The 21,823-nt window shown below is 71.9% G+C and carries 18 protein-coding genes and 1 pseudogene; 11 read left to right on the plus strand and 8 right to left on the minus strand.

Annotated elements, in window-relative coordinates:
- Nucleotides 1-12: 12 nt before the first annotated feature.
- The 3 genes from groL (at nt 13) to ACMCNN_RS01450 (ending at nt 3,834) form a co-directional block, all read left to right on the plus strand.
- On the plus strand, nt 13-1,635 hold the full coding sequence (groL, locus tag ACMCNN_RS01440) for a chaperonin GroEL (RefSeq protein ID WP_412744366.1): 1,623 nt from the start codon (nt 13-15) through the stop codon (nt 1,633-1,635).
- A gap of 136 nt (nt 1,636-1,771) precedes the next feature.
- Complete coding sequence (locus tag ACMCNN_RS01445) at nt 1,772-3,577, plus strand: glycerol-3-phosphate dehydrogenase/oxidase (protein ID WP_412744367.1); 1,806 nt, start codon at nt 1,772-1,774, stop codon at nt 3,575-3,577.
- The gene (locus tag ACMCNN_RS01450; protein WP_412744368.1) at nt 3,574-3,834 is read left to right on the plus strand and encodes a DUF4031 domain-containing protein; all 261 of its coding nucleotides are present in this window, start codon (nt 3,574-3,576) and stop codon (nt 3,832-3,834) included. Before ACMCNN_RS01445 ends, ACMCNN_RS01450 begins: the two co-directional genes overlap by 4 nt.
- On the opposite strand, the gene ACMCNN_RS01455 is transcribed toward ACMCNN_RS01450, so the two are convergent.
- Entirely contained in the window at nt 3,831-4,472 is a 642-nt protein-coding gene (locus ACMCNN_RS01455) for a metal-dependent phosphohydrolase (protein ID WP_412747013.1), read from the minus strand. The genes ACMCNN_RS01450 and ACMCNN_RS01455 overlap by 4 nt on opposite strands.
- 100 nt (nt 4,473-4,572) lie before the next feature.
- Between ACMCNN_RS01455 and ACMCNN_RS01460 the strand changes: the two genes are divergently transcribed.
- Together ACMCNN_RS01460 and ACMCNN_RS01465 are read left to right on the plus strand one after the other, a co-directional pair.
- Nucleotides 4,573-5,751 (plus strand): FUSC family protein, encoded by a 1,179-nt coding sequence (locus ACMCNN_RS01460; RefSeq protein WP_412744369.1) that lies wholly within the window; start codon nt 4,573-4,575, stop codon nt 5,749-5,751.
- 67 nt (nt 5,752-5,818) lie between these two features.
- Nucleotides 5,819-7,720 (plus strand): annotated as a pseudogene (locus ACMCNN_RS01465) (PrsW family glutamic-type intramembrane protease); the annotation flags it as partial.
- 881 nt (nt 7,721-8,601) lie between these two features.
- On the opposite strand, the gene ACMCNN_RS01470 reads toward ACMCNN_RS01465, so the two are convergent.
- A complete protein-coding gene (locus tag ACMCNN_RS01470) occupies nt 8,602-8,898 on the minus strand; it encodes a GroES family chaperonin (RefSeq protein ID WP_412747014.1) in 297 nt (98 codons plus the stop codon).
- 167 nt (nt 8,899-9,065) lie between these two features.
- Here ACMCNN_RS01470 and ACMCNN_RS01475 point away from each other — a divergent pair, with 167 nt between their 5' ends.
- Nucleotides 9,066-10,334, plus strand: coding sequence for an AI-2E family transporter (locus ACMCNN_RS01475; protein ID WP_412744370.1), 1,269 nt, complete (start codon nt 9,066-9,068; stop codon nt 10,332-10,334).
- Between the two features lie 9 nt (nt 10,335-10,343).
- Here the strand turns inward: ACMCNN_RS01475 and ACMCNN_RS01480 are convergent, their stop codons facing one another.
- Complete coding sequence (locus ACMCNN_RS01480; RefSeq protein ID WP_412747015.1) at nt 10,344-12,254, minus strand: ATP-dependent DNA helicase; 1,911 nt, start codon at nt 12,252-12,254, stop codon at nt 10,344-10,346.
- 156 nt (nt 12,255-12,410) lie between these two features.
- Here ACMCNN_RS01480 and ACMCNN_RS01485 point away from each other — a divergent pair, with 156 nt between their 5' ends.
- The 4 genes from ACMCNN_RS01485 (at nt 12,411) to ACMCNN_RS01500 (ending at nt 15,872) form a co-directional block, all read left to right on the plus strand.
- Nucleotides 12,411-12,917 (plus strand): DUF402 domain-containing protein, encoded by a 507-nt coding sequence (locus tag ACMCNN_RS01485; protein WP_412744371.1) that lies wholly within the window; start codon nt 12,411-12,413, stop codon nt 12,915-12,917.
- Nucleotides 12,918-13,059: 142 nt separating this feature from the next.
- Nucleotides 13,060-14,040, plus strand: a complete 981-nt coding sequence (locus tag ACMCNN_RS01490; RefSeq protein ID WP_412744372.1) for a hypothetical protein — start codon at nt 13,060-13,062, stop codon at nt 14,038-14,040.
- 194 nt (nt 14,041-14,234) lie between these two features.
- A complete protein-coding gene (locus ACMCNN_RS01495; RefSeq protein WP_412744373.1) occupies nt 14,235-14,861 on the plus strand; it encodes a DUF47 domain-containing protein in 627 nt (208 codons plus the stop codon).
- 3 nt (nt 14,862-14,864) lie between these two features.
- Nucleotides 14,865-15,872: an inorganic phosphate transporter gene (locus tag ACMCNN_RS01500; RefSeq protein WP_412744374.1), complete on the plus strand. Its 1,008-nt coding sequence runs from the start codon at nt 14,865-14,867 to the stop codon at nt 15,870-15,872.
- Here the strand turns inward: ACMCNN_RS01500 and ACMCNN_RS01505 are convergent.
- On the minus strand, nt 15,865-16,869 hold the full coding sequence (locus tag ACMCNN_RS01505) for a Gfo/Idh/MocA family protein (protein ID WP_412744375.1): 1,005 nt from the start codon (nt 16,867-16,869) through the stop codon (nt 15,865-15,867). The genes ACMCNN_RS01500 and ACMCNN_RS01505 overlap by 8 nt on opposite strands.
- Before the next feature lie 47 nt (nt 16,870-16,916).
- Between ACMCNN_RS01505 and ACMCNN_RS01510 the strand changes: the two genes are divergently transcribed.
- Nucleotides 16,917-17,708 (plus strand): NUDIX hydrolase, encoded by a 792-nt coding sequence (locus tag ACMCNN_RS01510; protein ID WP_412744376.1) that lies wholly within the window; start codon nt 16,917-16,919, stop codon nt 17,706-17,708.
- On the opposite strand, the gene pstB is transcribed toward ACMCNN_RS01510, so the two are convergent.
- Genes pstB through pstS form a run of 4 tightly spaced genes read right to left on the minus strand, consistent with a single transcriptional unit; the run spans nt 17,689 to nt 21,782 of the window.
- On the minus strand, nt 17,689-18,465 hold the full coding sequence (pstB, locus tag ACMCNN_RS01515; protein WP_412744377.1) for a phosphate ABC transporter ATP-binding protein PstB: 777 nt from the start codon (nt 18,463-18,465) through the stop codon (nt 17,689-17,691). The genes ACMCNN_RS01510 and pstB overlap by 20 nt on opposite strands.
- 12 nt (nt 18,466-18,477) lie before the next feature.
- Nucleotides 18,478-19,527 (minus strand): phosphate ABC transporter permease PstA, encoded by a 1,050-nt coding sequence (gene pstA / locus ACMCNN_RS01520; protein ID WP_412747016.1) that lies wholly within the window; start codon nt 19,525-19,527, stop codon nt 18,478-18,480.
- 32 nt (nt 19,528-19,559) lie between these two features.
- Nucleotides 19,560-20,648 (minus strand): phosphate ABC transporter permease subunit PstC, encoded by a 1,089-nt coding sequence (pstC, locus tag ACMCNN_RS01525; RefSeq protein WP_412744378.1) that lies wholly within the window; start codon nt 20,646-20,648, stop codon nt 19,560-19,562.
- A gap of 39 nt (nt 20,649-20,687) precedes the next feature.
- A complete protein-coding gene (pstS, locus tag ACMCNN_RS01530) occupies nt 20,688-21,782 on the minus strand; it encodes a phosphate ABC transporter substrate-binding protein PstS (RefSeq protein ID WP_412744379.1) in 1,095 nt (364 codons plus the stop codon).
- Nucleotides 21,783-21,823: the final 41 nt, after the last annotated feature.

Below are 21,823 nucleotides of genomic sequence, written 5' to 3' on the forward strand. Positions count from 1 at the left end.
GGACAACGCCGTATGGCCAAGATCATCGCATTCGACGAGGAAGCTCGTCGCGGCCTCGAGCGGGGCATGAACCAGCTCGCCGACGCCGTCAAGGTGACGCTCGGCCCCAAGGGCCGCAACGTCGTGCTCGAGAAGAAGTGGGGCGCGCCCACCATCACCAACGATGGTGTGTCGATCGCCAAGGAGATCGAGCTCGAGGACTCCTACGAGAAGATCGGCGCCGAGCTGGTCAAGGAGGTCGCCAAGAAGACCGACGACGTGGCCGGCGACGGCACGACGACGGCGACCGTCCTCGCCCAGGCGCTGGTCCGCGAGGGCCTGCGTAACGTCGCGGCCGGCGCGAACCCGATGGCCCTGAAGCGGGGCATCGAGGCCGCCGTCGCGAGCGTCTCCGAGGCGCTGTCGCAGATCGCCAAGGACGTGGAGACCAAGGAGCAGATCGCCTCCACCGCCTCCATCTCCGCCGGCGACTCCACGGTCGGCGAGATCATCGCCGAGGCCATGGACAAGGTCGGCAAGGAAGGCGTCATCACCGTCGAGGAGAGCAACACCTTCGGCCTGGAGCTGGAGCTCACCGAGGGTATGCGCTTCGACAAGGGCTACATCTCGGCGTACTTCATGACCGACGCCGAGCGGATGGAGGCCGTCTTCGACGACCCGTACATCCTCATCGCGAACAGCAAGATCTCCGCGGTCAAGGACCTGCTGCCCGTCCTCGAGAAGGTCATGCAGTCCGGCAAGCCGCTGGTCATCATCGCCGAGGACGTCGAGGGCGAGGCCCTGGCCACCCTGGTCGTCAACAAGGTGCGCGGCACCTTCAAGTCCGTCGCCGTCAAGGCCCCGGGCTTCGGCGACCGCCGCAAGGCCATGCTGGAGGACATCGCGATCCTCACCGGCGGCACGGTCATCAGCGAGGAGGTCGGCCTCAAGCTCGACGCCGCCGACCTGAGCCTGGTGGGCCAGGCCCGCAAGGTCGTCATCACCAAGGACGAGACCACCATCGTCGACGGTGCCGGCAACGCCGAGCAGATCCAGGGCCGGGTCAACCAGATCCGCGCCGAGATCGAGAAGTCGGACTCCGACTACGACCGCGAGAAGCTGCAGGAGCGCCTGGCCAAGCTGGCCGGCGGTGTTGCGGTCATCAAGGTCGGCGCGGCCACCGAGGTCGAGCTGAAGGAGCGCAAGCACCGCATCGAGGACGCCGTGCGCAACGCGAAGGCGGCCGTCGAGGAGGGCATCGTGCCCGGCGGTGGCGTGGCGCTGGTGCAGGCCGGCAAGACCGCGTTCGACAAGCTGGACCTGGCCGGCGACGAGGCCACCGGCGCGAACATCGTCAAGGTCGCGCTCGACGCCCCGCTGCGTCAGATCGCCGTCAACGCCGGCCTCGAGGGCGGCGTCGTGGTCGAGAAGGTGCGCAACCTGGAGGCCGGTCACGGCCTGAACGCCGCCAACGGCGAGTACGTCGACCTGCTGGCCGCGGGCATCATCGACCCGGCCAAGGTCACCCGCTCGGCGCTGCAGAACGCCGCGTCGATCGCCGCCCTGTTCCTCACGACCGAGGCGGTCGTGGCGGACAAGCCCGAGAAGGCGGCCGCCCCGGCCGGCGCTCCGGGCGGCGGGGACATGGACTTCTGAGTCCACCCCATTCGCACCAAACGCAGAGGCGGGCCGCTCCGGCGGCCCGCCTCTCCGCGTCTGCGCCCACCATCTCACCCCTGAGCGCCACGTTTCCCTCGCCGGTGTGACACTCGGGGGCGCTACCCTCATACGGGTGCGTGATCCCTCCGTCTCCCGGTACTCGGCCGGCCGGCTCTCGCCGATCCGCCGCATCGCCGACCTGCGCCGACTGCGCGACGAGCAGTTCGACGTCCTCGTGATCGGCGGCGGCGTCACCGGCGCCGGCGCCGCCCTGGACGCCGCCTCCCGTGGCCTGAGCGTGGCCCTGGTCGAGGCCCGCGACCTGGCGGCCGGCACCTCCAGCCGGTCCAGCAAGCTGATCCACGGCGGCCTGCGCTACCTGGAACAGCTGGAGCTGCACCTGGTGCACGAGGCGCTCACCGAGCGTGGCCTGCTCACCAGCCGCATCGCGCCGCACCTGGTGCGCCCCGTGCCGATCCTGGTGCCGCTGCTGACCACCAACCCGCCCGCGCGGGCCTGGAACCGGGCCTACTACGGGGCCGGGGTGGCCGCGTACGACGCGTTCGCCGGGGTGTTCGGCACCGGGCGGGGGATGCCGCTGCACCGGCACCTGACCCGCGACGGGGCCCGCGGACTGTTCCCCAGCCTGCGCGCGGACGCGGTGACCGGCGCGATCCGGTACTACGACGGGCAGGTCGACGACGCCCGCCTCGTGGTCAACCTGGCCCGTACGGCGGCCAGCCTCGGTGCGGCCGTGGTCACCAGCGCCCGGGTGGTCGGCTTCGTCCGGCAGGCCCGCGAGGTGGTCGGCGTACGGGTCCGGGACCTGGAGGCGCCGGACGCCCCCGACTTCGAGGTCCGCGCCCGTACTGTCGTCGCCGCCACCGGGGTGTGGAGCGACGACATGTCCCAGATGCTCCGCGACGTCGGGGTCCGGCCGGGCATGCGGGTGCGCGCGTCCAAGGGCGTGCACCTCGTGGTGCCCCGCTCGGCGATCACCGGCGAGGCCGGGCTGATCCTGCGCACCACGACCTCGGTGCTGTTCGTCATCCCGTGGGGCGGGCACTGGATCATCGGCACCACGGACACCGACTGGGAGCTGGACCGGGCCCACCCGGCCGCCTCCGCCCGCGACATCCGCTACCTGCTGGACCAGGTCAACACCGTGCTGGACCGGCCGCTGACCACGGACGACATCGAGGGCGTGTACGCCGGTCTGCGCCCGCTGCTGTCCGGCGAGGCGGACTCCACCTCGAAGCTCTCCCGCGAGCACGCCGTGGTCGAGCCGATGCTGGGCCTGCTGCTCGTGGCGGGTGGCAAGTACACGACGTACCGGGTGATGGCCGCCGACGTCATCGACCGGGCGGCGCGCCGCCTCGGCGGGGAGGTGCGGCCCTCGCGTACCGATCAGCTCCCGCTGCTCGGCGCCGACGGGTACGCGGCGGCCTGGCGCGACCGGCAGGACCTCGCCCGCCGCCACGGCGTCACCGCCGGAGTGGTGGAACACCTGCTGGAGCGGTACGGCACCCTGACCACGCACCTGCTGGCCATGATGGCCGCCGAGCCCACCCTGGCCGGCCCGTTGCGCGGCGCCCCGGAGTACCTGGCCGCCGAGATCGCGTACGCGGCCCTGGCCGAGGGGGCGCTGCACCTGGACGACGTGCTGACCCGGCGTAGCCGGATCTCCATCGAGACCGCGCACCGCGGCACCGAGTCCGCCGAACACGCCGCCGAGATCATGGGGGAGGCGCTCGGCTGGAGCCCGGCCGTGCGGGCCCGCGAGGTCGAGCACTACCTGGCGCGGGTGCAGGCGGAACGGCAGTCGCAGACCATGCCCGACGACCTGACCGCCGACGCCGCCCGCATCGGGGTGCCGGACGTCCGGGGCATCGCCGCGGACCGTGGCGGCCTCGCCGACCTGCTCGAAGTGGACCTTTGATCCTCGTCGACGAGCCACGCTGGCCGGGCCGGGGACGGCTCTGGTCCCACCTGGTCAGCGACGTCTCGTACGCGGAACTGCACGCGTTCGCCGAGATGCTCGGGGTGCCGCGGCGCGGGTTCGACCGCGACCACTACGACATACCGGCGGCCCGCTTCCCGGCCGCGATGTGGCTGGGGGCGACAGTGGTCGCGCCGCGCGAACTGGCCGCCCGGCTGCGCGCGGCGGGCCTGCGCCGCCCCAAACACACCGTTTAGCCGGTGGCCAGCGTGGCCAGTTCGCGCTCCAGGTTGGTGCGGGCCGACGACTCCCACGCGGCGTGCAGCGGCGCGAGGCGGTAGATCCGCGGCAGCTCCAGCAGCGCGGTGAGGACCCGGGCACGACCCGCCCGGAACGCGTCGTCGGGGACGTGCGCGTACTCCCGGCGGATCGCCGCCGTGTACGCCGCGTACCGGTCCGCGTCGGCCGCAAGGATGGACAGGTCGGCGTCGCAGAGCAGCTCGCCGTCCGGGTCGTCGGCGTCGGTCGCGTGCCCGGCCGTCAGCCCGACCAGCCGGGACACCTCCGCGGCGACCTCGGCCGGGGCGCCCAGCGTGGTGAGCAGCCCGGCGGCGAACTCCGCGCTGTCGCGCTCGTTCGCGTCGCCCAGCGCCCGCGGGTCGTAGACCGCGTCGTGCAGCCACGCCGCGACCCGCACCCGGTCCGGGGCGGGCGCCAGGTCCGCATACCGGTCGATCACTTCGAGTACGGCGCACAGGTGCGTCACGTCGTGGTACTGCCGCTGCGGCTCGGACCAGCGGCCCAGCAGGTAGCCGCCCGCCGCGTCCAGGTCCGCCTCCGGTGCGCTCGCCCCCGCACCCCGGACCGCCGCCCGCCACCGGTGCACTAGATCCATCACGGCGACATCCTGGCACGTCGGCCCGTAGGGTCGGGGGCGTGACCCGATGCGGGGTGGGTCGGTCCCGATCCGGTGTGCCGCCGGCGGGTGGCGTCGCGTGAGTGACGAGGCTCAGCGCGGGCTGGCGGCCGCGCTCGCGCAGGTGGGCGACCGGTCCCGGACGGGTGTGCAGGGCGGCTGGTCGCGGGTCCGCCAGGGCTTCTTCCTGGCCGTTCAGGCGGGCGTCGCGGCCGGGCTCGCCTGGTACCTGGCGCACGACGTCATCGGGCGGACCAACCCGTTCTTCGCCCCGATCGCCGCGGTCATCACGCTGGCCTCCTCGGTCGGGCAACGGGTACGGCGTACCGCCGAGCTGGTCGTCGGCGTCGCGATCGGCATCGGCGTCGGCGACGCGATCATCTTGCTCATCGGCACCGGCCCGTGGCAGATCGGCCTCGTGGTCACCCTGGCCATCGTGGTGGCCACGGCGGTCGGCGGGGGACCGCCGTTGGTCGTACAGTCGGCGTCCTCGGCCGTGCTGGTCGCGACCCTGACCTCCACGACGGGCGTGCCCTGGACGCGGTTCGTCGACGCGCTGGTCGGCGGGGCGGTCGGCCTGGCCGTGATGACCGTGCTGCTGCCGCTGAACCCGCTGACCATCGTCCGGCACGCCGCCGAGCCCGCGCTGCGCTCGCTCGGGGACGGCCTGCGTACTGTCGCGCAGGGTCTGGCGGAGCGCGACGAGGACCGGATTCTCGCCGTTCTGGACGAACTGCGCGCGGCCGAAACCACCTTCGCCGATTACGCCGCCGCCGCCAAGGCGGCCCGCGAGAACGTGGCCTTCGCCCCCGCGCGGTGGCGCGTGCGCGGCGCCCTCGCCCTGTACGTCGACGGCGCCGACCAGGTGACGTACGCGTTGCGCAACGTGCGCGTGCTGATCCGGCGGGTGCTCACCGCGCTGGACGACGACGAGCCCGTGCCAGCCGTGCTGCCCGCCTCGATCGAGCTGCTGGCGCAGGCGGTGGAGCTGCTCCAGCAGGACTGGGCCAAAGGGGAGGAACCGGTGGCCGCCCGGGAGCGGGCGCTGCGCGCCGCGGCCGAGTCGGGCAGGGCGTACGGGGAGGAGGTCGGCTTCTCCGGCGGGGTCATCGTGGCGCAGATCCGCACCACGGTCACCGACCTGCTCCGGGCCACCGGCGTCGAGTACGGGGAGGCCCCGCGGCTGGTGCGCCGCGCGGCCGGGTGGCACGGGCGCTCGCGCGGTGGACGCGGAAAGGGGCGCCGGCGCGCGTCCTGACCCCTCCCGCCCCCGGCCGGGGCTGGCTGGGGCGGTCCGGGGACGCCCGGATGGCTAGGCTGACGGCATGGCCGACGTTGCACCGGGCGGGTCGCCCGACCAGCCTGCCCCCTCTCCGGCCGGCCAGACCCCTGTCGGCTGGTCGCCGCCGGGCTCGGGCACGGCACCCGATGGCACGACTCCAGAAGGCACGGCTCCCGCTCCGGTCTCCGGGCCCGGCATCCCTCCTGGTGCGGATTCGCCGAGCGTCGGCGCGGTGCCGAGCCTGGGTGCGGCTCCCACACTGGGTGCGCAGCCGACCGTCGGCGCGGTACCCGGGCCGGTTCCGGCCGCTCCGGGCACCGCGGTGCTGGTACCCGGTGCGGTCTGGGCGGGACCGGACGGCGTGCCGCCGGAGCTGCCGCACCGGCGCGGCTGGCGCAGGTGGCTGCCGCTGGGCGCCGTGATCGGCCTGATCGCGGTGTGCGCCATCGCCATGCTGATCTTCCTGGGCTACAACTTCGGCATCGCCGGGCTGGTCATCGGTCTGGTGGCCGCGATCCTGCCGGTGCCCGTCCTTGTGGGCTGCTTCCTCTGGCTCGACCGGTACGAGCCCGAGCCGACCCGCTATCTCGTCTTCTGCTTCGCCTGGGGCGCGGCCGTGGCGACCGCCGTGGCGCTGCTGGTCAACACCACCGTGGCCTCGCTGTTCGAGCACGTGGGGCTGCCGGACGCGCTGGTCGCGGTGCTGGTGGCGCCGTTCATCGAGGAGTCGATGAAGGCCCTCGGCCCGATCCTGCTGCTCTGGAAGCGGCGCCGCGAGTGGTCCGGCATCACCGACGGCATCGTCTACTGTGGCATCTCCGCGATCGGCTTCGCGATGGTGGAGAACGTGCTCTACCTGGGCGGCCACGGCTACGCCGCCGGCGCCGACCAGTACGGTCCGGCCACCGGCATCCAGAACGTCTTCCTCATCTTCATCGTGCGGATCGTGTTCACCGGCTTCGCCCACCCGCTGTTCACCTCGATGACCGGCATCGGGCTGGGCATCTCCGCGCGCTCGCCGGACCGCCGGGTGCGCTGGCTCGCGCCGATCGCCGGGCTGCTGCTGGCGATGATGCTGCACGGCACGTTCAACCTGCTGCCGACGCTGTCGGTGGCCACCGGCCAGCCGCTCATCATGCTGTACGGCTACATCGGCTTCATGGTGCCGCTGTTCTTCGCCATGGTCGGCGTCGCGGTCGCCCTGCGCGGCTGGGAGGGGCGGCTCAGCGAACGCGTCCTGCCGTACTACGTGCGTACCGGTTGGTTCTCGCCGCCGGAGATGGCCGCGCTCGGCAGCCTGGGCCGGCGCCACTCCGCCCGCCGCTGGGCGCGCCGGGTCGCCGGGATCGCCGGGTTCAAGGCGATGCGCGAGTTCCAGTTCGCGGCCACCCGGCTCGCCCTGCTCCGCGACGGGATGCAGCGCGGCCTGGATCGCAAGCCGGAGGACATGCGGCAGGCCGCCGACGAGGAGCGCAGCCTGCTCACGGCGATCACCGCGTACCGGTCGGCGTTCGTGGGGCGCGACCCGCAGGCACCGCAGGCCTTCTGGAACGGTGACGGCTACCAGATCGCGTTCCCGGACGGCGTGACGCGGGCGGTCCCCGCGCCCGACGAGCCGGTCGTGCCCGTGCCGGTCCGTCTCGCGCCGCCCGTGCCGGTCGGTGCCGGATGGGGCGCGCCCGGATACGCGGCGGCGCCCCCGGGGTACGCCGCCCCGGGCCACCCCGCGTCGGGCTACCCCGCCCCCGCTCCGGTGAGCTACGGCTCGCCCGCCGCCTACGGCCCTCCGGCCGGGTTCAGCCCTTCCGCCGGTTACGGCTCACCCGCCGCCTACGGCGCCTCCGCCGGCTACGCCGCCCCCGGTGGTTACCCACCCCCGGGCGGTTATCCGCCGCCCCCGGCAAGTTACGCGCCTCCTCCGGGCTACGGCGCGCCGGGAACCAGCGGCTATGGCGCCACCCCGGCAAGCGGCGGCTATGGCGCTACCCCGGCAAGCGGCGGCTATGGCGCCGCCCCGGCGAGCGGCGGCCATGGCGCCGCCCCGGGATACCCACCCGCTCCGGCTTACCCGCCCCCGCCGAGCTTCCCCTCCACCCCGGCGTACCCGCCGACCCGGGCCTACGGTGTCCAGCCAGGCGGTTACCCGCCGGTGGGAGCCCAGCCGGGCTACGGCGGCCAGCCGGTCAGTGTCCCGCCCAGCCACGGCGGCCAGCCGGGGAGTGTTCCGCCCGGCTATGGCGGCCAGCCGGGGAGTGTTCCGCCCGGCTATGGCGGCCAGCCGGGGAGTGTTTCGCCCGGCTACGGGGTCGGCGCGCAGCCCGGATACGGTGCCACGCCGAGCTATGGCGCACCACCGGCGTACGACGCGCAACCGGGCGCCGGCCCACCGCCGGCCGCCGAACCGGCCCACAGTCCACACCCGAGCCACGCCAACCCGCCCGGCTGGGGGGCGCAGCCCTGGCCCGGCCACACACCGGCACCGCCGTCGGCGCCACCGGCCCACTCCGGCGGGTACGCGCATCCGCACTCTGCCGACCCGACGGTCGGTCCCGTGCCGCACGCCCCGGATCCGACCGCGACGCCCCACGCCGGTGGAGACGCGCATGGCGGCCAGCCCGCCGCGCCCACGGCCGAGCCGTCATCGACGACGGACGCGGACGGCACGGCGCACGAGTAGCGGCTGGACACGGGTAGCGGCTGGACACCAGTAACGGCTGGATACGAGTATCGGGCCGGCCGCCCGGGTATGGCGGTGGCGTGACCGGTTCGAAGATCAGCGCCGTGGCCGGTTCGCAGGTGCAGCCGCCGCGAACCCGCGCCCGGCGGTCAGAGGTAGAGGCCCGTGCCGTCGGATTCCACCCGGCTGGCGGCCACGGCGTGCACGTCCCGCTCCCGCAACAACGTGTACGTCTTGCCGTGCAGCTCGACCTCGGAGCGGTCGTCGGGGTCGAACAGGACCCGGTCGCCGACGACGATGGAGCGCACGTTCGGCCCGACACCCATGGCGACGGCCCACGACAGGCGGCGGCCCATCGACGCGGTCGCGGGGATGACGATGCCGGCGGTCGAGCGGCGCTCGCCCTCGCCGCCGTCGAGGCGTACGAGGACGCGGTCGTGCAGCATCCGGATCGGCAGGCCGGTGTCGGTGGTGGTGTCGGCGCTCACGAGCAGACGGTACGCCCGCCGGTCACGGGCCTGCGGATCAGGGGGATTCTGCCACTGAGCAGGGGACGTTGATGCGGGCGACGACTACGGTGGATATTGCGTGACGACGGCGAGGGGGTTGGCGGTTGAGCCGGTTGCAGCGGGTCCGGCAGAACCTGCGGAAGGCCTACGAAACGGGACGTGAATCCGTGCGTACCGCGCGGAACCCGCAGAACGGGGACTCCGACACCGACGCGGAGCTCGAATTCGCGATGCCTGCGCCGCAGGTGGTGGTCGACCAGCAGTCGACGACCAGCCTGGACGACACCGAGGTGCCGCACTCGTTGCGGATCGCCGCGGCCTGGTCGTGGCGGCTCATCGTGGTGGGTCTGGTCGGCTATGTGCTGCTGCGGTTCATCGGGATCATCAGCATCGTCGTCATCCCGTTGGCCATCGCGCTGCTGCTGTCCGCGTTGCTGGCGCCCGCGGTCGGCTGGCTGCTGCGGATGCGGCTGCCCCGGTCGCTGGCCACGTTTCTCGTCCTGATCAGCGGCGTCGCCGCGGTCGCCGGCACGCTGACCCTGGTCATCAACCAGTTCCTCGACGGGCTGCCGGAGTTGACCAGCAAGGCCAGCGACGGCGTACGGCAGATCCAGGACTGGGCCCGGACCGGACCGCTGCACCTGTCCGACAAGCAGGTGGACCAGGCGATCGACTCCGCCCAGAATTGGATCAACGGCAACACCAACTCGCTGACCGAGACCGGGTTCGCCGGGGTGGCCACCCTCTTCGAGCTGGTCACCGGCGCGTTGCTGGTGCTGTTCGCGACGTTCTTCTTCCTGCGCGACGGCCGGAAGATCTGGTACTTCCTCGTCCGGCTGTTCCCGGTGAACGCCCGCTGGAGCCTGTCCGACGCGGGCGACGCCTCGTGGGCGACGCTGGGGTCGTACGTCCGCGCCACCGTCCTTGTCGCCTTCATCGACGCGCTCGGCATCGGGCTCGCCCTGGTGATCCTCAAGGTCCCGTTCGCGTTCCCGCTGGCCGCGCTCGTCTTCCTGGGCGCGTTCATCCCCATCGTCGGGGCGACGACCTCGGGTGCCGTGGCCGTCCTGGTCGCGCTCGTCACCCGGGGCTGGGTGATCGCGCTCATCGTGCTGGGCGCGGTGATCCTGGTGCAGCAGCTGGAGGGGCACGTGCTGCAGCCGCTCATCATGGGCCGGGCGGTGGCCATCCACCCGCTGGTGGTCATCATCGGCATCGCCTCCGGGGTGGTGCTGGCCGGAATCGTGGGCGCGCTGGTCGCGGTGCCGCTGATCGCGGTGCTGAACACGGGCGTACGCCGCCTGTCCCGCACCCGCCGCCCCGAAGCACCTCCCGGCCCGGTCCCCGACGACCCCGTCCCAGCCACCGCGTAGCGGAGGCGGCTACGTCGCGGCGAGGCGTTGCAGGGCGCCGATCGCCGCCTCGGGGCGCGTCGTGTACCAGAACGGGGGCAGGGAGCCGCGCAGGAAGGCGCCGTACCCGCGGGCGGTCTCCAGGCGGGAGTCGAGCACCGCGACCACCCCACGGTCCCCGGTGGAGCGGATCAGCCGCCCCACGCCCTGGGCCAGGCGGACGGCCGCGATGGGGACGCTGACCGCGGCGAAGCCGGAGCCACCGGCCGCGTCGACGGCGGCGGCGCGGGCGGCGGCGAGGGGCTCGTCGGGGCGGGGGAACGGCAGCCGGTCGATGACGACGAGCTGGCAGGCGTCGCCGGGGACGTCGACTCCCTGCCACAGCGACATGACGCCGAACAGGCAGCTGGCGCGGTCTTCCCGGAATTTGCGGACCAGGATCGGCAGTGACTCGTCGCCCTGCAACAGCACCGGGAGATCGGTACGGGCGCGGACCAGCTCGGCGGCCTGCGTGGCGGCGCGGCGGGAGGAGAACAGGCCGAGGGTACGGCCCCCGAGCGCGGTCACGAGCGTGACGAGTTCCTCGCCCGCGGCGGCGGGCAGGCCCGAGGCGGCGGGCCTGGGCAGGTGCGCTGCCACGTACAGAATGCCCTGCTTGGGATAGTCGAACGGCGAGCCGACGTCGAGGGAACTCCAGCCGTCGCCGGAGGCCGGCGCGGCGGTGCCGGAACGTTGCTCGGGGACGGCGGCCGCGGGCAGGCCGAGCGAGCGGGCGACCGTGTCGAAGCGGCCGCCGAGGGTCAGGGTGGCCGAGGTGGCCACGACCGTACGGTCGGTGTAGAGGTTGCCGGCCAGGGTGCCCGCGACCGACAGCGGGGCCACGACCAGCGCGCGCCGCCCGGCACCCGTGTCGGACTTCTCGATCCAGGCCACGTCGTGCTCGGCCTGTTCCAGCAGGCGCTGGGCGGTCGTGGACAGTTCGTCCAGGGTGGCCTTGGCCTGCTGCTTGCGGACCGGGTCGGGGTCGTCCGCCTTGACGTCGCCGATCGCCTCCAGGGCCGCGCGGGTGGACGCGTCGATCAGCGTCACCGCCTGGTGCAGCAGCGGCGGCAGCCCGGCCGTGAGCCGCCCGGCCGGCACCTCGCCGAGCCCGACGGTGAGCGCGTCACCGGCCTCGGCGATGGCCTCCCCGGCGGCGGGGGTGATCAGGGGGCGGGCGCGACGCCCGGCCCGCTCTACCGCTTCGGGGGTGAGTTCGGCCTGGGCCGCGGAGGAGACCCGGTCGGCCAGCTCGTGCGCCTCATCGACGACGAGCAGCTTGTGCGGCGGCACGATGTGGCGCCCGGCCAGCATGTCGACCGCCAGCAGGCTGTGGTTGGTCACCACGACGTCGGCCTCCCGCGCCCGGGCCCGGGACGCCTCGGCGAAGCACTCCGCCCCGTACGGGCAGCGGGCGGCGCCGACGCAGTCGCGGGCGGGCATCGACACCTGCCGCCACGCGGTGTCGTCGACGCCGGGATCCAGCTCGTCGCGGTCGCCGGTGGCGGTCTTGTCCGCCCAGGCGCGCAGGCGCTGGATCTGCTTGCCGAGCCGGCCTGCCTCGCCGAGCCACTTCTGCCGGGGCGGGTCGTCGAAGAGGGTGTCGGCGGGCTCCTCCTCGTCGGCGTGCTCCAGCTTGGCCAGACACAGGTAGTGGTGGCGCCCCTTGAGCACCGCGAACGTGGGTCGGCGGCCGAGGATCGGCGTGACCGCCTCGGCCAGCCGGGGCAGGTCGTGCTCGACGAGCTGGTTCTGCAGCGCGAGGGTGGCGGTGGAGACGACAACGGGGCCGTCGACCAGCAGTGCCGGGGTCAGATAGGCCAGCGACTTGCCCGTACCCGTGCCGGCCTGGACCAGGAGGTGCTCGGAGTCGGTGACGGCCCGCTCGATGGCCGCGGCCATGGCTTCCTGGCCGGGGCGGGCGAGGCCGCCGGGCACCGCGCCGACGGCGGCGGCGAGGAGTTGGGCGGCGGTGGCCGATGATCGGGTGGCGGCGGGCACGACGAAGACCGTACCCGCCGCCACCGACGAAACCCGCGCACCGTTAGGGTGCCAAGCATGCCGAGCGAGACGGTCCGGGTGGTCTACACCAAGTACGACGGTTCGGCCCATCGCGACTATCCGGCGCGTCGGCTCAACGAGGACGATCTCGGCATCTGGGTGGGTGTCACCCGCGGCACCGCCTCGGTCTACCACGGCCGCCCCTCGGTCGAGCAGATCCCGTTCGTGCTGCTGATCCCGCGCGAGTCGTGGTGGACGGCGATGTTCAACCCGCCGCCGCGCACGAGCGAGGTGTATTGCGACATCACCACCCCCGCCCGGTGGGAGGGCGACACGGTGCACATCATCGACCTCGATCTGGACGTGGTGCGCCGGCGCGAGTCGGGGCTGGTCGAGTTGCGCGACGAGGACGAGTTCGAGGAGCACCGGGTCCACTTCGGCTATCCGGACGACGTGGTCGTCGAGGCGCAGGCCGCGGCGGAGCGGCTGCTGGCCGCGCTCGGCGACGGCACGGAGCCGTTCGCGTCTGCCTACCGCAAGTGGTTGTCCGCCGTCGTCGACTGACGGAGATCCCCCACCCACCCGGCGACACGCGACGTCACGAGGGATTTCTTGGGCGATATATGCCCGGTTGACGGTGTCACATGTGACACAGTGGTCTGAGCGATAAGTACGTTTAGTCCTATTCACGTGGCGGGATGGGGGCGTGACGGTGGCGGGGGACATCTCGACAATCGCGGGTGGCCTGGCGGGGGTGGCCGGTACGGTCGGCGCGGTCTCGGTCGGCTTCTCGTTGCTGCGTCATCCACAGCCGTACCTGCCGTGGGGGCACGCGATCATCCGTCCGCAGGAGACCGACCCGTTGCCGGGCGTGCTGCGCCGCGGGTTGGCCGGCCTGACCATCCCGGTGCGCCCCGGTCCGCACGGCGAGCTGTTCATCGGACCGGGCGCACCGCAGCCGGGGCGTACGCTGCGCCGGCTCGTCCTGTCCCCGCTGTTCGTCCGGGCCAAGGCCGGCGGCGGCCGCCTGCGCCGCGATCAACGGCTGCCGTTCCGGCTGGTCGTGGAGTTCGTCGGGCCGCATCGCGACGCCGAGACGCTGCTGCGGGCGTACCGGATGCTGGACCGGCAGCTACGCGACCACGCCCAGCTGTTGAGCCGCAGCGTGGACGGGGTGCTGGAGCCGGGCGCGGTGACCGTGGCCGTGGCCGGGATCGTGGACGTCCGCGAGCTGCTGACCGCCCAGCCGGTCCGGTACGCCTTCGCCGACGGCACCTTCGACGACATCGGCACCCGGTCGGCGCCGCCGTCGCTGGTGCCGATGATCAGCGAGTCGTGGTCGCGGCGGTTCGGCTGGGACGGCCGGGAGCCCATCTCCGCCGAGGAGCGGCACCTGCTGCACGCCATGGTGCGGGCCGCGCACGAGGACGGCCGCCTGGTCCGGATCTCCGGCCTGACGGAGGGCTCCCGCCGCGCGCGGCGGGCGATCTGGTCGGAGCTCTGCGCGGCCGGGGTGGACGTCATCGCCGACACCGACCAGGTGGGCCTGATCCGGCACCTGCGCCAGTGCCCGGTGAGCCAGCCCGTGGCGCCGCCGGTCGAGCCGCCCCGGCCCGCCCGGCGGACGTCGCCCGCCCCGCACCCGGCGCCCCATCCGACGCGGGCCGACGCGGTCCCGCGGGTCTGATCTGCGCCGTTTCGGCCCTACCCATCCATGGATGCTGATGGTGAACATCAGGTGAACTGCGATTGAACTGCCTTTGAGCAGGGGTAGGCGGGGTTCATGCCGGCCGACGCGTTACCTAGCATTCCCCCGGAGTTCGCCGTGCCCGCCGCCGCGGCGGGTCCGTACCTGCCCACCCGTCCCGCGAGGTTCGCGCCGTGAAGTTCTCCTTCCGCCCCACCGAGGGCGCCTTCTACGACCTCTTCACCAAGGCCGCACAGAACCTCGTGCGGGGCACCGAGCTGCTCAACGAGCTCGCCCTGCCGGACGCCGACGTCCAGTCGGTCAGCGAGCGGCTCACCGACGTCGAGCACGACAGCGACCAGATCACCCACGATCTGTACAAGAAGATCAACTCGACGTTCGTCACGCCGTTCGACAGGGAGGACATCTACTCCCTCGGCTCGCAGCTCGACGACGTCATGGACCACCTGGAAGCGGTCGGCAACCTTCTTTATCTGTACGGCCTGACCGCGCTGCCGTCGCTGCCCCGCGAGATGCATGAACTGGTGCACGTCCTGGACCAGCAGGCCAAGCTGACCGCCGAGGCGATGCCCCAGCTGCGCGCCATGAAGGGCCTGCAGGAGTACACCATCGAGATCAACCGGCTGGAGAACGACGGCGACCGGGCCTACCGGATGCTGCTGGTCCGGCTGTTCTCCGGCGAGTACGACGCGCTCACCGTCCTGAAGATGAAGGAGGTCGCGGACGAGCTGGAGGCGGCCTGCGACGCGTTCGAGCACGTGGCGAACACCATCGAGACGATCATGGTCAAGGAGTCGTAGGCCTTGTCCCCTGAGCTCCTCGCTGTGCTGGCGGTGATCACCGCCGCGATGGTGTTCGACTACACCAACGGGTTCCACGACGCGGCCAACGCCATCGCCACCAGCGTCAGCACCCGGGCCCTCACTCCCCGCGTCGCGCTGGCCATGGCCGCCGTCGGCAACTTCGTCGGAGCGCACTTCGGCGGCGCGGTGGCCAAGACGGTGGGCGAGGGCATCGTCCAGCTGCCCCCCGGCGTGGCCAGCCTGGGCGTCGTCTTCGCGGGCGTCCTGGGCGCCGTCGCGTGGAACGTCATCACGTGGTACTTCGGACTGCCCTCGTCGTCCTCACACGCGTTGTTCGGCGGGCTGGTCGGCGCGACCCTGTTCGCCAGCGGTGGCGTCGTCGAGTGGGCGAGCATCACCCAGAAGGTCCTCATCCCGATGGTGCTGTCGCCGGTCGTCGGCCTCATCCTCGGCTTCCTTGTCATGCTGGCGATCCTGTGGGGCTTCCGGCGCGGTCACCCCGGACGGCTGAACCGCGGTTTCCGCCACGCGCAGACGGTGTCGGCGGCGGCCATGTCGATCGGGCACGGCATGCAGGACGCGGCCAAGACCATGGGCATCATCGTGCTGGCGCTGTACACCGGTGGATACCAGGACAGCCCCACCGAGATTCCGACCTGGGTCTACTACACCTCGGCGACGATGCTGGCGCTCGGCACCTACGCGGGCGGCTGGCGGATCATCCGTACCCTCGGTCGCAAGATCATAGATCTGGGGCCGCCGGAAGGGTTCGCCGCGGAGACCGTCGCCAGCTCGGTGCTGTACTTCAACGCGCTCGTCCTGGGCGCGCCGATCTCGACGACCCACACCATCACCTCGGCGATCATGGGCGTCGGCGCCACGAAGCGGGTCAGCGCCGTGCGCTGGAACGTGGCCGGCAACATCGTGATCGCCTGGATCATCACGTTCCCCGCGGCGGCCGCGATCGCCTGCCTCGCCTATTTCCTGGTCCGTCCGTTGTTCAGCTGAGCGTCGCATCGAGGTCGTACGTGACGCCGATCTGCGCGCGGATCGCGTCCAGCGTGTTCATGATCTCCAGGGTGGCCGCCTGCGGCACGAGCGGGCTCTCCAGCTCCCCGGCGGCCAGGCAGCGCTGCACCTCGATCGCCTCGTACTGGTAGCCGTGCCCGGGGAACGGCACGTCGCAGGTCTCCGCGCGGCCGTCGCGGTGCAGCACGAACGACTGCGGCATATAGAACTCCGGCGGCAGGTCGATCCGCCCCCGGGTGCCGGTGATCGAGGCGGCGTTGCGGGTGGCGCCGCCGATCCCGCAGGTCAGGGCGGCCACCGCACCCGAGGCGTACCCGAGCAGTATCCCGGTGTTCTCGTCCACCCCCTCCGGGGTGAGCCGCGCCCACGCCTGCACCGACTCCGGGGTGCCCAGGATGAGATGCGCCAGGTTCAGCGGATACACCCCGAGGTCCAGCGCGGCCCCGCCGCCGAGCCGGGGATCGCGCAGCCGGTGCCCGACCTCGAACGGCCCGGCCAGCCCGAAGTCGGCGTGCACCGCGGTCACCTCGCCGATGGCGCCGTCGGAGATCAGCTCGGCCACCCGGCGGATCGCCGGGTTGCAGCGCATCCACATGGCCTCCATCAGGAACAACCCACGGGTACGCGCTTCCTGGACGAGATGCGCCGACGAGGCCAGATCCAGCGTCATCGGCTTCTCGCAGAGCACCGCCCGGCCGCCGCCCAGGCAGGCCAGCGCGGCCGAGTGGTGCAGGGCATGCGGGGTCGCCACGTACACGACGTCGACGTGGTCGTCCAGGGCCAGCTCGGCCCACGAACCGTGGGACCGCGCGAAGCCGTGCCGCCGGGCGAACGCCTCGGCGGTGTCGGCCCGGCGCGAGCCGACCGCGGCCAGCTCCGCTCCGGGTACGAGTTGCAGGTCGGCGGCGAAGGTGGCGGCGATCGCGCCCGTGCCCAGGATCCCCCAGCGGACCGTCGGCGACACGTCCTTGGTCATGATCGCCACGGTATCGCTCACGGCCGGTTCGGTGGCAGGATCGGACGGTGACCAACCTCGAGTTGCCGGAAGCGTTGGCGCGCCGGGCGCGCGAGTTCACCGGAACCCCCGTGCCCCCGCGGCCCGCGGCCACGGTCGCGCTGCTGCACCCCGAGACCCTTGAGGTGTACGTGCTGCGCCGCCGCACCACCATGGCGTTCGCCGGCGGCATGTACGCGTTCCCCGGCGGCGGCGTCGCCGCGGACGACCGGCCCGAGACGCTGCGCACCGACTGGGCGGCCCGGCTCGGTGTGCCCGACGAGCAGGCCCACGCCGTGGTGGGCGCCGCCGCGCGGGAGCTGTTCGAGGAGGCCGGGGTGCTGCTGGCCGGGCGGGCCGACGAGCCCGACCACACCGTCGGGAACGTGGGCGGCGACGACTGGGAGGACGAGCGGGCCCGGGTGGTCGCCCGTCAGCTCAACCTCAGCGAGGTGCTGGCCCGCCGGGGGCTGCGGCTGCGCGACGACCTGCTGCTGCCGTGGGCCCGGTGGATCACCCCGGAGTTCGAGCCGCGGCGCTTCGACACCTGGTTCTTCGTGGCCCTGCTCCCGGCGGGTCAGGAGGCACGGGACGTCTCCGGCGAGGCCGACCGGACCGAGTGGATCCGCCCGGCCGACGCGGACGAGCTGACCATGCTCCCGCCGACCCGCGTGCTGCTGCACGAACTGTCCGCGTACGAACGGGCCGACGAGGTCGTGGCGGCGTCGGCACACAGAAACGCCGCCGCCCCCGTCATGCCCCGGGTGGAGCTGGCGGAGGACGGCGGCGTCACGTTGACGATCAGCCGAAACGACCCGTGATGTAGTCCTCGGTCTTGCGCTCGCTCGGGTTGCTGAAGATCTTCTGCGTGTCGTCGTACTCGATCAGACGGCCCGGATCCCCGGTCTTCTCGATCGAGAAGAACCCGGTCTTGTCGCTGACCCGGGCGGCCTGCTGCATGTTGTGCGTGACGATGATGATCGTGAAGCGGTCCTTCAGCTTGAACATCAGGTCCTCGATCGCCAGCGTCGAGATGGGGTCGAGCGCCGAGCAGGGCTCGTCCATCAGCACGACCTGCGGCTCGACCGCGATCGTCCGGGCGATGCAGAGCCGCTGCTGCTGACCGCCGGACAGGCCCGCGCCGGGGCGGCTCAGCCGGTCCTTGACCTCGTCCCACAGGTTCGCCGACCGCAGGGACTGCTCCGCGGCGTCGTCCAGCACCGACTTCTTGCGGACGCCGTTCAGCTTCAGCCCCGCCACCACGTTCTCGTAGATGCTCATGGTGGGGAACGGGTTCGGCCGCTGGAACACCATGCCGATCATGCGGCGGACCGCGGTGACATCCACGTCGGGGTCGTAGATGTTCTGGTCGTCGATGGTGAGCCTGCCCTCGATCCGGGCGTTCGGCAGCACCTCGTGCATGCGGTTGATCGAACGCAGGAACGTCGACTTGCCGCAGCCGGACGGCCCGATCAGGGCGGTGATGGTCTTCGGCTCGACCGTCATGGAGACGTTGTCGATCGCCTTGAACGATCCGTAGTACGACGAGACGTTGTGCGCCTCGATGCGCTTGGCCATGGGGGACACCTCTTATCGCGTCAACTGGTTGCGACGGGCGAGCAGTTTTGCCGCGATCGTCAGGACGAGGACCAGGGCGACCAGCGTCAGTGCTGCCGTCCAGGCGCGGGCAGGTGCGTACTTGGAAGCGTCGCCGGCCTGCTGGAAGACGAACAGTGACAACGACATCTGGTTGCCACTGAACGGGTTGAAGTTGATGGCGCTGGCGCCGCCCGCCACGAGGAGCACGGGTGCGGTCTCGCCGGCCGCCCGGGCGATCGCGAGCATGACGCCGGTGACGATGCCCGGCAGCGCGGTCGGCAGGACGATCTTCAGGATCGTCTTCCACTGCGGCACGCCCAGCGCGTACGAGCCCTCCCGCAGCGGACCCGGCACGAGCCGCAGCATCTCCTCGGTGGACCGCACGATCGTGGGCAGCATCAGTACGGCCAACGCCAGCGCGGCGGCGAAGCCCGAGTACTGCGGCCGCCCGTCGTTGAAGACCGGGCTGACGATGAGCACCCAGAACGACAGGATGAACAGACCCGCCACGATCGACGGGATGCCGGTCATGACGTCGACGAAGAAGCGGACCGTCAGCGCGAACCGCCCCCGGCCGTACTCGACGAGGTAGACCGCGCCCATCACCCCGAGCGGCACGGCCAGCAGGGTGGCGATGCCGACCTGCTCCAGCGTGCCGATGATGGCGTGGTACGCGCCGCCGCCCGGGTCCCGCGCGCCGATGTTGTTCATCGACGTGGTGAAGAACGTGGCGTCCAGCCGCTCGACACCCTTGGAGATCAGCGTCCACACCACGGAGGCCAGCGGCAGCACCGCCAGGATGCACGCGGAGTAGATGAGCGTCTTCCACATGCGGTCCCGTGCGGCGCGCTTGCCCTCCACCCGGCCCGCGATGAACAGCAGCCCGCCCAGGTAGAGCACCAGGCCGAGGACCGCCACCAGCACCCAACCGCCGATGTCCAGGCCCAGCACGACGATCGCCGCGAGCGCGAGGGCCACGAGCGCGACCCCCAGGTTCGCGCCGAGCGACAGCCGCTGCGACCGAATGTTCTCCGGCGTCATCCGAACGCCGGGCATTTTCCGCTCCATAAGGCTCATGCCGCACTGTCCCGGAACTCGCGGCGGCGGTAGATGATCGCCCTAGCCGCCATGTTGACCACGAGGGTGATGGCGAACAGCACCAGGCCGGAGGCGATCAGTGCCCCGCGGCCGGTCTCGTTGGCCTCGCCGAACGTGTTGGCGATGTTCGCGGCGATGCTGTTGCCGCCGTTCTCGATGATGTTGAAGGAGATCCCGAAGACGCTGCCGAGCGTCAGGGCCAGCGCGATCGTTTCGCCGAGCGCGCGACCCAGGCCGAGCATGACCGCGGCGATGATGCCGGGCCGGCCGTACGGGAGCACCGCCGTCCGGATCATCTCCCACTTGGTGGCGCCCAGCGCGAGCGCCGCCTCCTCGTTCATGCCGGGGGTCTGCTGGAACACCTCACGCGAGATCGAGGTGATGATCGGCAGCACCATGATGGCCAGCACCAGGCTGCCGAGCAGGATCGAGTACCCGAACGGGCCGTCGCCGTCGAACAGCGGCAGCCAGCCGAAGTAGTGGTTGAGCCACACCGACAGCTCGCGTACCGGCTCCACGAAGAAGTCGCGGCCCCACAGGCCGAACACGACACTGGGCACGGCGGCCAGCAGGTCGACGACGAAGCCGAGCGGGTTGGCCAGGCGCTTCGGTGCGTAGTGCGACAGGAACAGCGCGATGCCCAGGGCCACGGGCACCGCCACGATCAAGGCGATGATCGAGGTCAGCACCGTCCCGAACGCCAGGGCCGCGATACCGAACTTGGGCTGTGTCTCGTTCGGGAACCACTTCTCGTACGTGAAGAAGTTCTCTGTGTTGGCCTGCAGCGCCGGGATGGCCTTGGCGATCAGGAAGATCGCGATGGCCACGATGATGACCAGCACCATCGCGCCGGATGCCCGGCTGAGGCTGCGGAAAACGCTCTCCACGGAGAACCGCGCCTTGCGGGGGAGCGCGCCGCCGCCGCCGAGGGGCGGACGGCCGCCGGGAAGGACGTCGTCGGGGGGAACTGGCGAAACGCCGTTGCCGGCGGGCCGGGTGTGGCGTCCTGCCACACGCGACCCGCCGGCGCCGAGGTTCGCCGAGCCGGAGGGGTACTCACCCATCTGCTGCTCGCTGTCGTCTCGGAGGGACCCTGGAAGGGATCAGGAGATGGCCGCGACCGACGCCGCAACCTTGCTGCGCATGCTCTCGGGCAGCGGGCCGTAGCCCAGCTCGGCGAGGGACGCCTGGCCACCGGTGCTCGACGTGTAGGTCAGGAAGCCCTTGATGGCCGCGGCCTTCGGGCTGCCCTTGCTGCACACGATCTCGTAGGTGGTCAGGACGATCGGGTACGCGCCGGGCGTGGTGGTGCTGTAGTCGATGTCCAGCTTGAGGTCGTTGCCCGTGCCGGCCACCTTGGCGCCCTCGATGGTCTTGCCCGCGCTCTCGGGGGTCAGCTCGGTGTACTCACCCGCGCCGTTCTTGATCTTCGCCTTCTTCAGGTCGCTGTTCTCGGCGAAGGACAGCTCGACGTAGCTGATCGTGCCGGGCGTGCTCTTGACGCGAGCCGCCACACCGTCGGACTTGGCCGCGCCGGTGCCGCCCGGGGCCTTCCAGGCCTTGGCGTTGCCGTACGTCCAGTCGGCCGGAGCGGTCTTGCTCAGGTACTTGGTGAAGTTGTCGGTCGTGCCGGACTCGTCCGAGCGGTGGACCGTCTCGATGGTGGTCGCCGGCAGCTGCACGCCGGTGTTCTCCGCCGCGATCGCCGGGTCGTTCCACTTGGTGACCTTGCCGGAGAAGATCTTGGCAAGGGTGCTCGCCGACAGCTGCAGGTTGTCGACGCCGTCCAGGTTGTACACGACGGCGATCGGGCCGACCAGCATCGGCAGGTTGAGCGCCTGGCCGCCGGTGCACTTGGCGTCCGCCTGCGGCTGCTCCTCCGGCTTGAGTGCGGAGTCCGAGCCGGCGAAGTCCGCCGTACCCGAAATGAAGGCCTGGATACCGGCGCCGGAGCCGGTGCCCTGGTAGTTGATCTTCGCGTTGGAACACTGACCCTGGTAGGTCTTGATCCACTCGTCCATGGCGTTCTTCTGCGCCGTCGAACCCTGCGCCGTAAGGTCCCCCGCGGCGCAGTTCTGGGCGGCGGCGGACGCGCCGCCGGCCGACGACGCCGTCTCGTTGTCAGAACCACACGCGACCAGAGAGAGGGTCGCGGTCAAAGCAATACCGGCCAGCAGGCCAGACCGCTGGAGCTTCACGGTTTTCCCTTCGAGTGGATTGTCGGGCCTTCTCGGCCCGG

It is taken from the genome of Krasilnikovia sp. MM14-A1004 (assembly GCF_047159485.1).
Classification (GTDB): domain Bacteria; phylum Actinomycetota; class Actinomycetes; order Mycobacteriales; family Micromonosporaceae; genus Actinoplanes.

What these genes read in the sequence shown, in the direction of transcription:
- pstC (WP_412744378.1), bottom strand. Translation starts at nt 20,648, where the DNA reads ATGGGTGAGTACCCCTCCGGCTCGGCGAACCTCGGCGCCGGCGGGTCG.
- ACMCNN_RS01485 (WP_412744371.1), top strand. Translation starts at nt 12,411, where the DNA reads ATGCCGAGCGAGACGGTCCGGGTGGTCTACACCAAGTACGACGGTTCG.
- pstA (WP_412747016.1), bottom strand. Translation starts at nt 19,527, where the DNA reads ATGACGCCGGAGAACATTCGGTCGCAGCGGCTGTCGCTCGGCGCGAAC.
- ACMCNN_RS01455 (WP_412747013.1), bottom strand. Translation starts at nt 4,472, where the DNA reads ATGGATCTAGTGCACCGGTGGCGGGCGGCGGTCCGGGGTGCGGGGGCG.
- ACMCNN_RS01470 (WP_412747014.1), bottom strand. Translation starts at nt 8,898, where the DNA reads ATGCTGCACGACCGCGTCCTCGTACGCCTCGACGGCGGCGAGGGCGAG.
- ACMCNN_RS01505 (WP_412744375.1), bottom strand. Translation starts at nt 16,869, where the DNA reads ATGACCAAGGACGTGTCGCCGACGGTCCGCTGGGGGATCCTGGGCACG.
- ACMCNN_RS01480 (WP_412747015.1), bottom strand. Translation starts at nt 12,254, where the DNA reads ATGGCCGCGGCCATCGAGCGGGCCGTCACCGACTCCGAGCACCTCCTG.
- pstB (WP_412744377.1), bottom strand. Translation starts at nt 18,465, where the DNA reads ATGGCCAAGCGCATCGAGGCGCACAACGTCTCGTCGTACTACGGATCG.
- groL (WP_412744366.1), top strand. Translation starts at nt 13, where the DNA reads ATGGCCAAGATCATCGCATTCGACGAGGAAGCTCGTCGCGGCCTCGAG.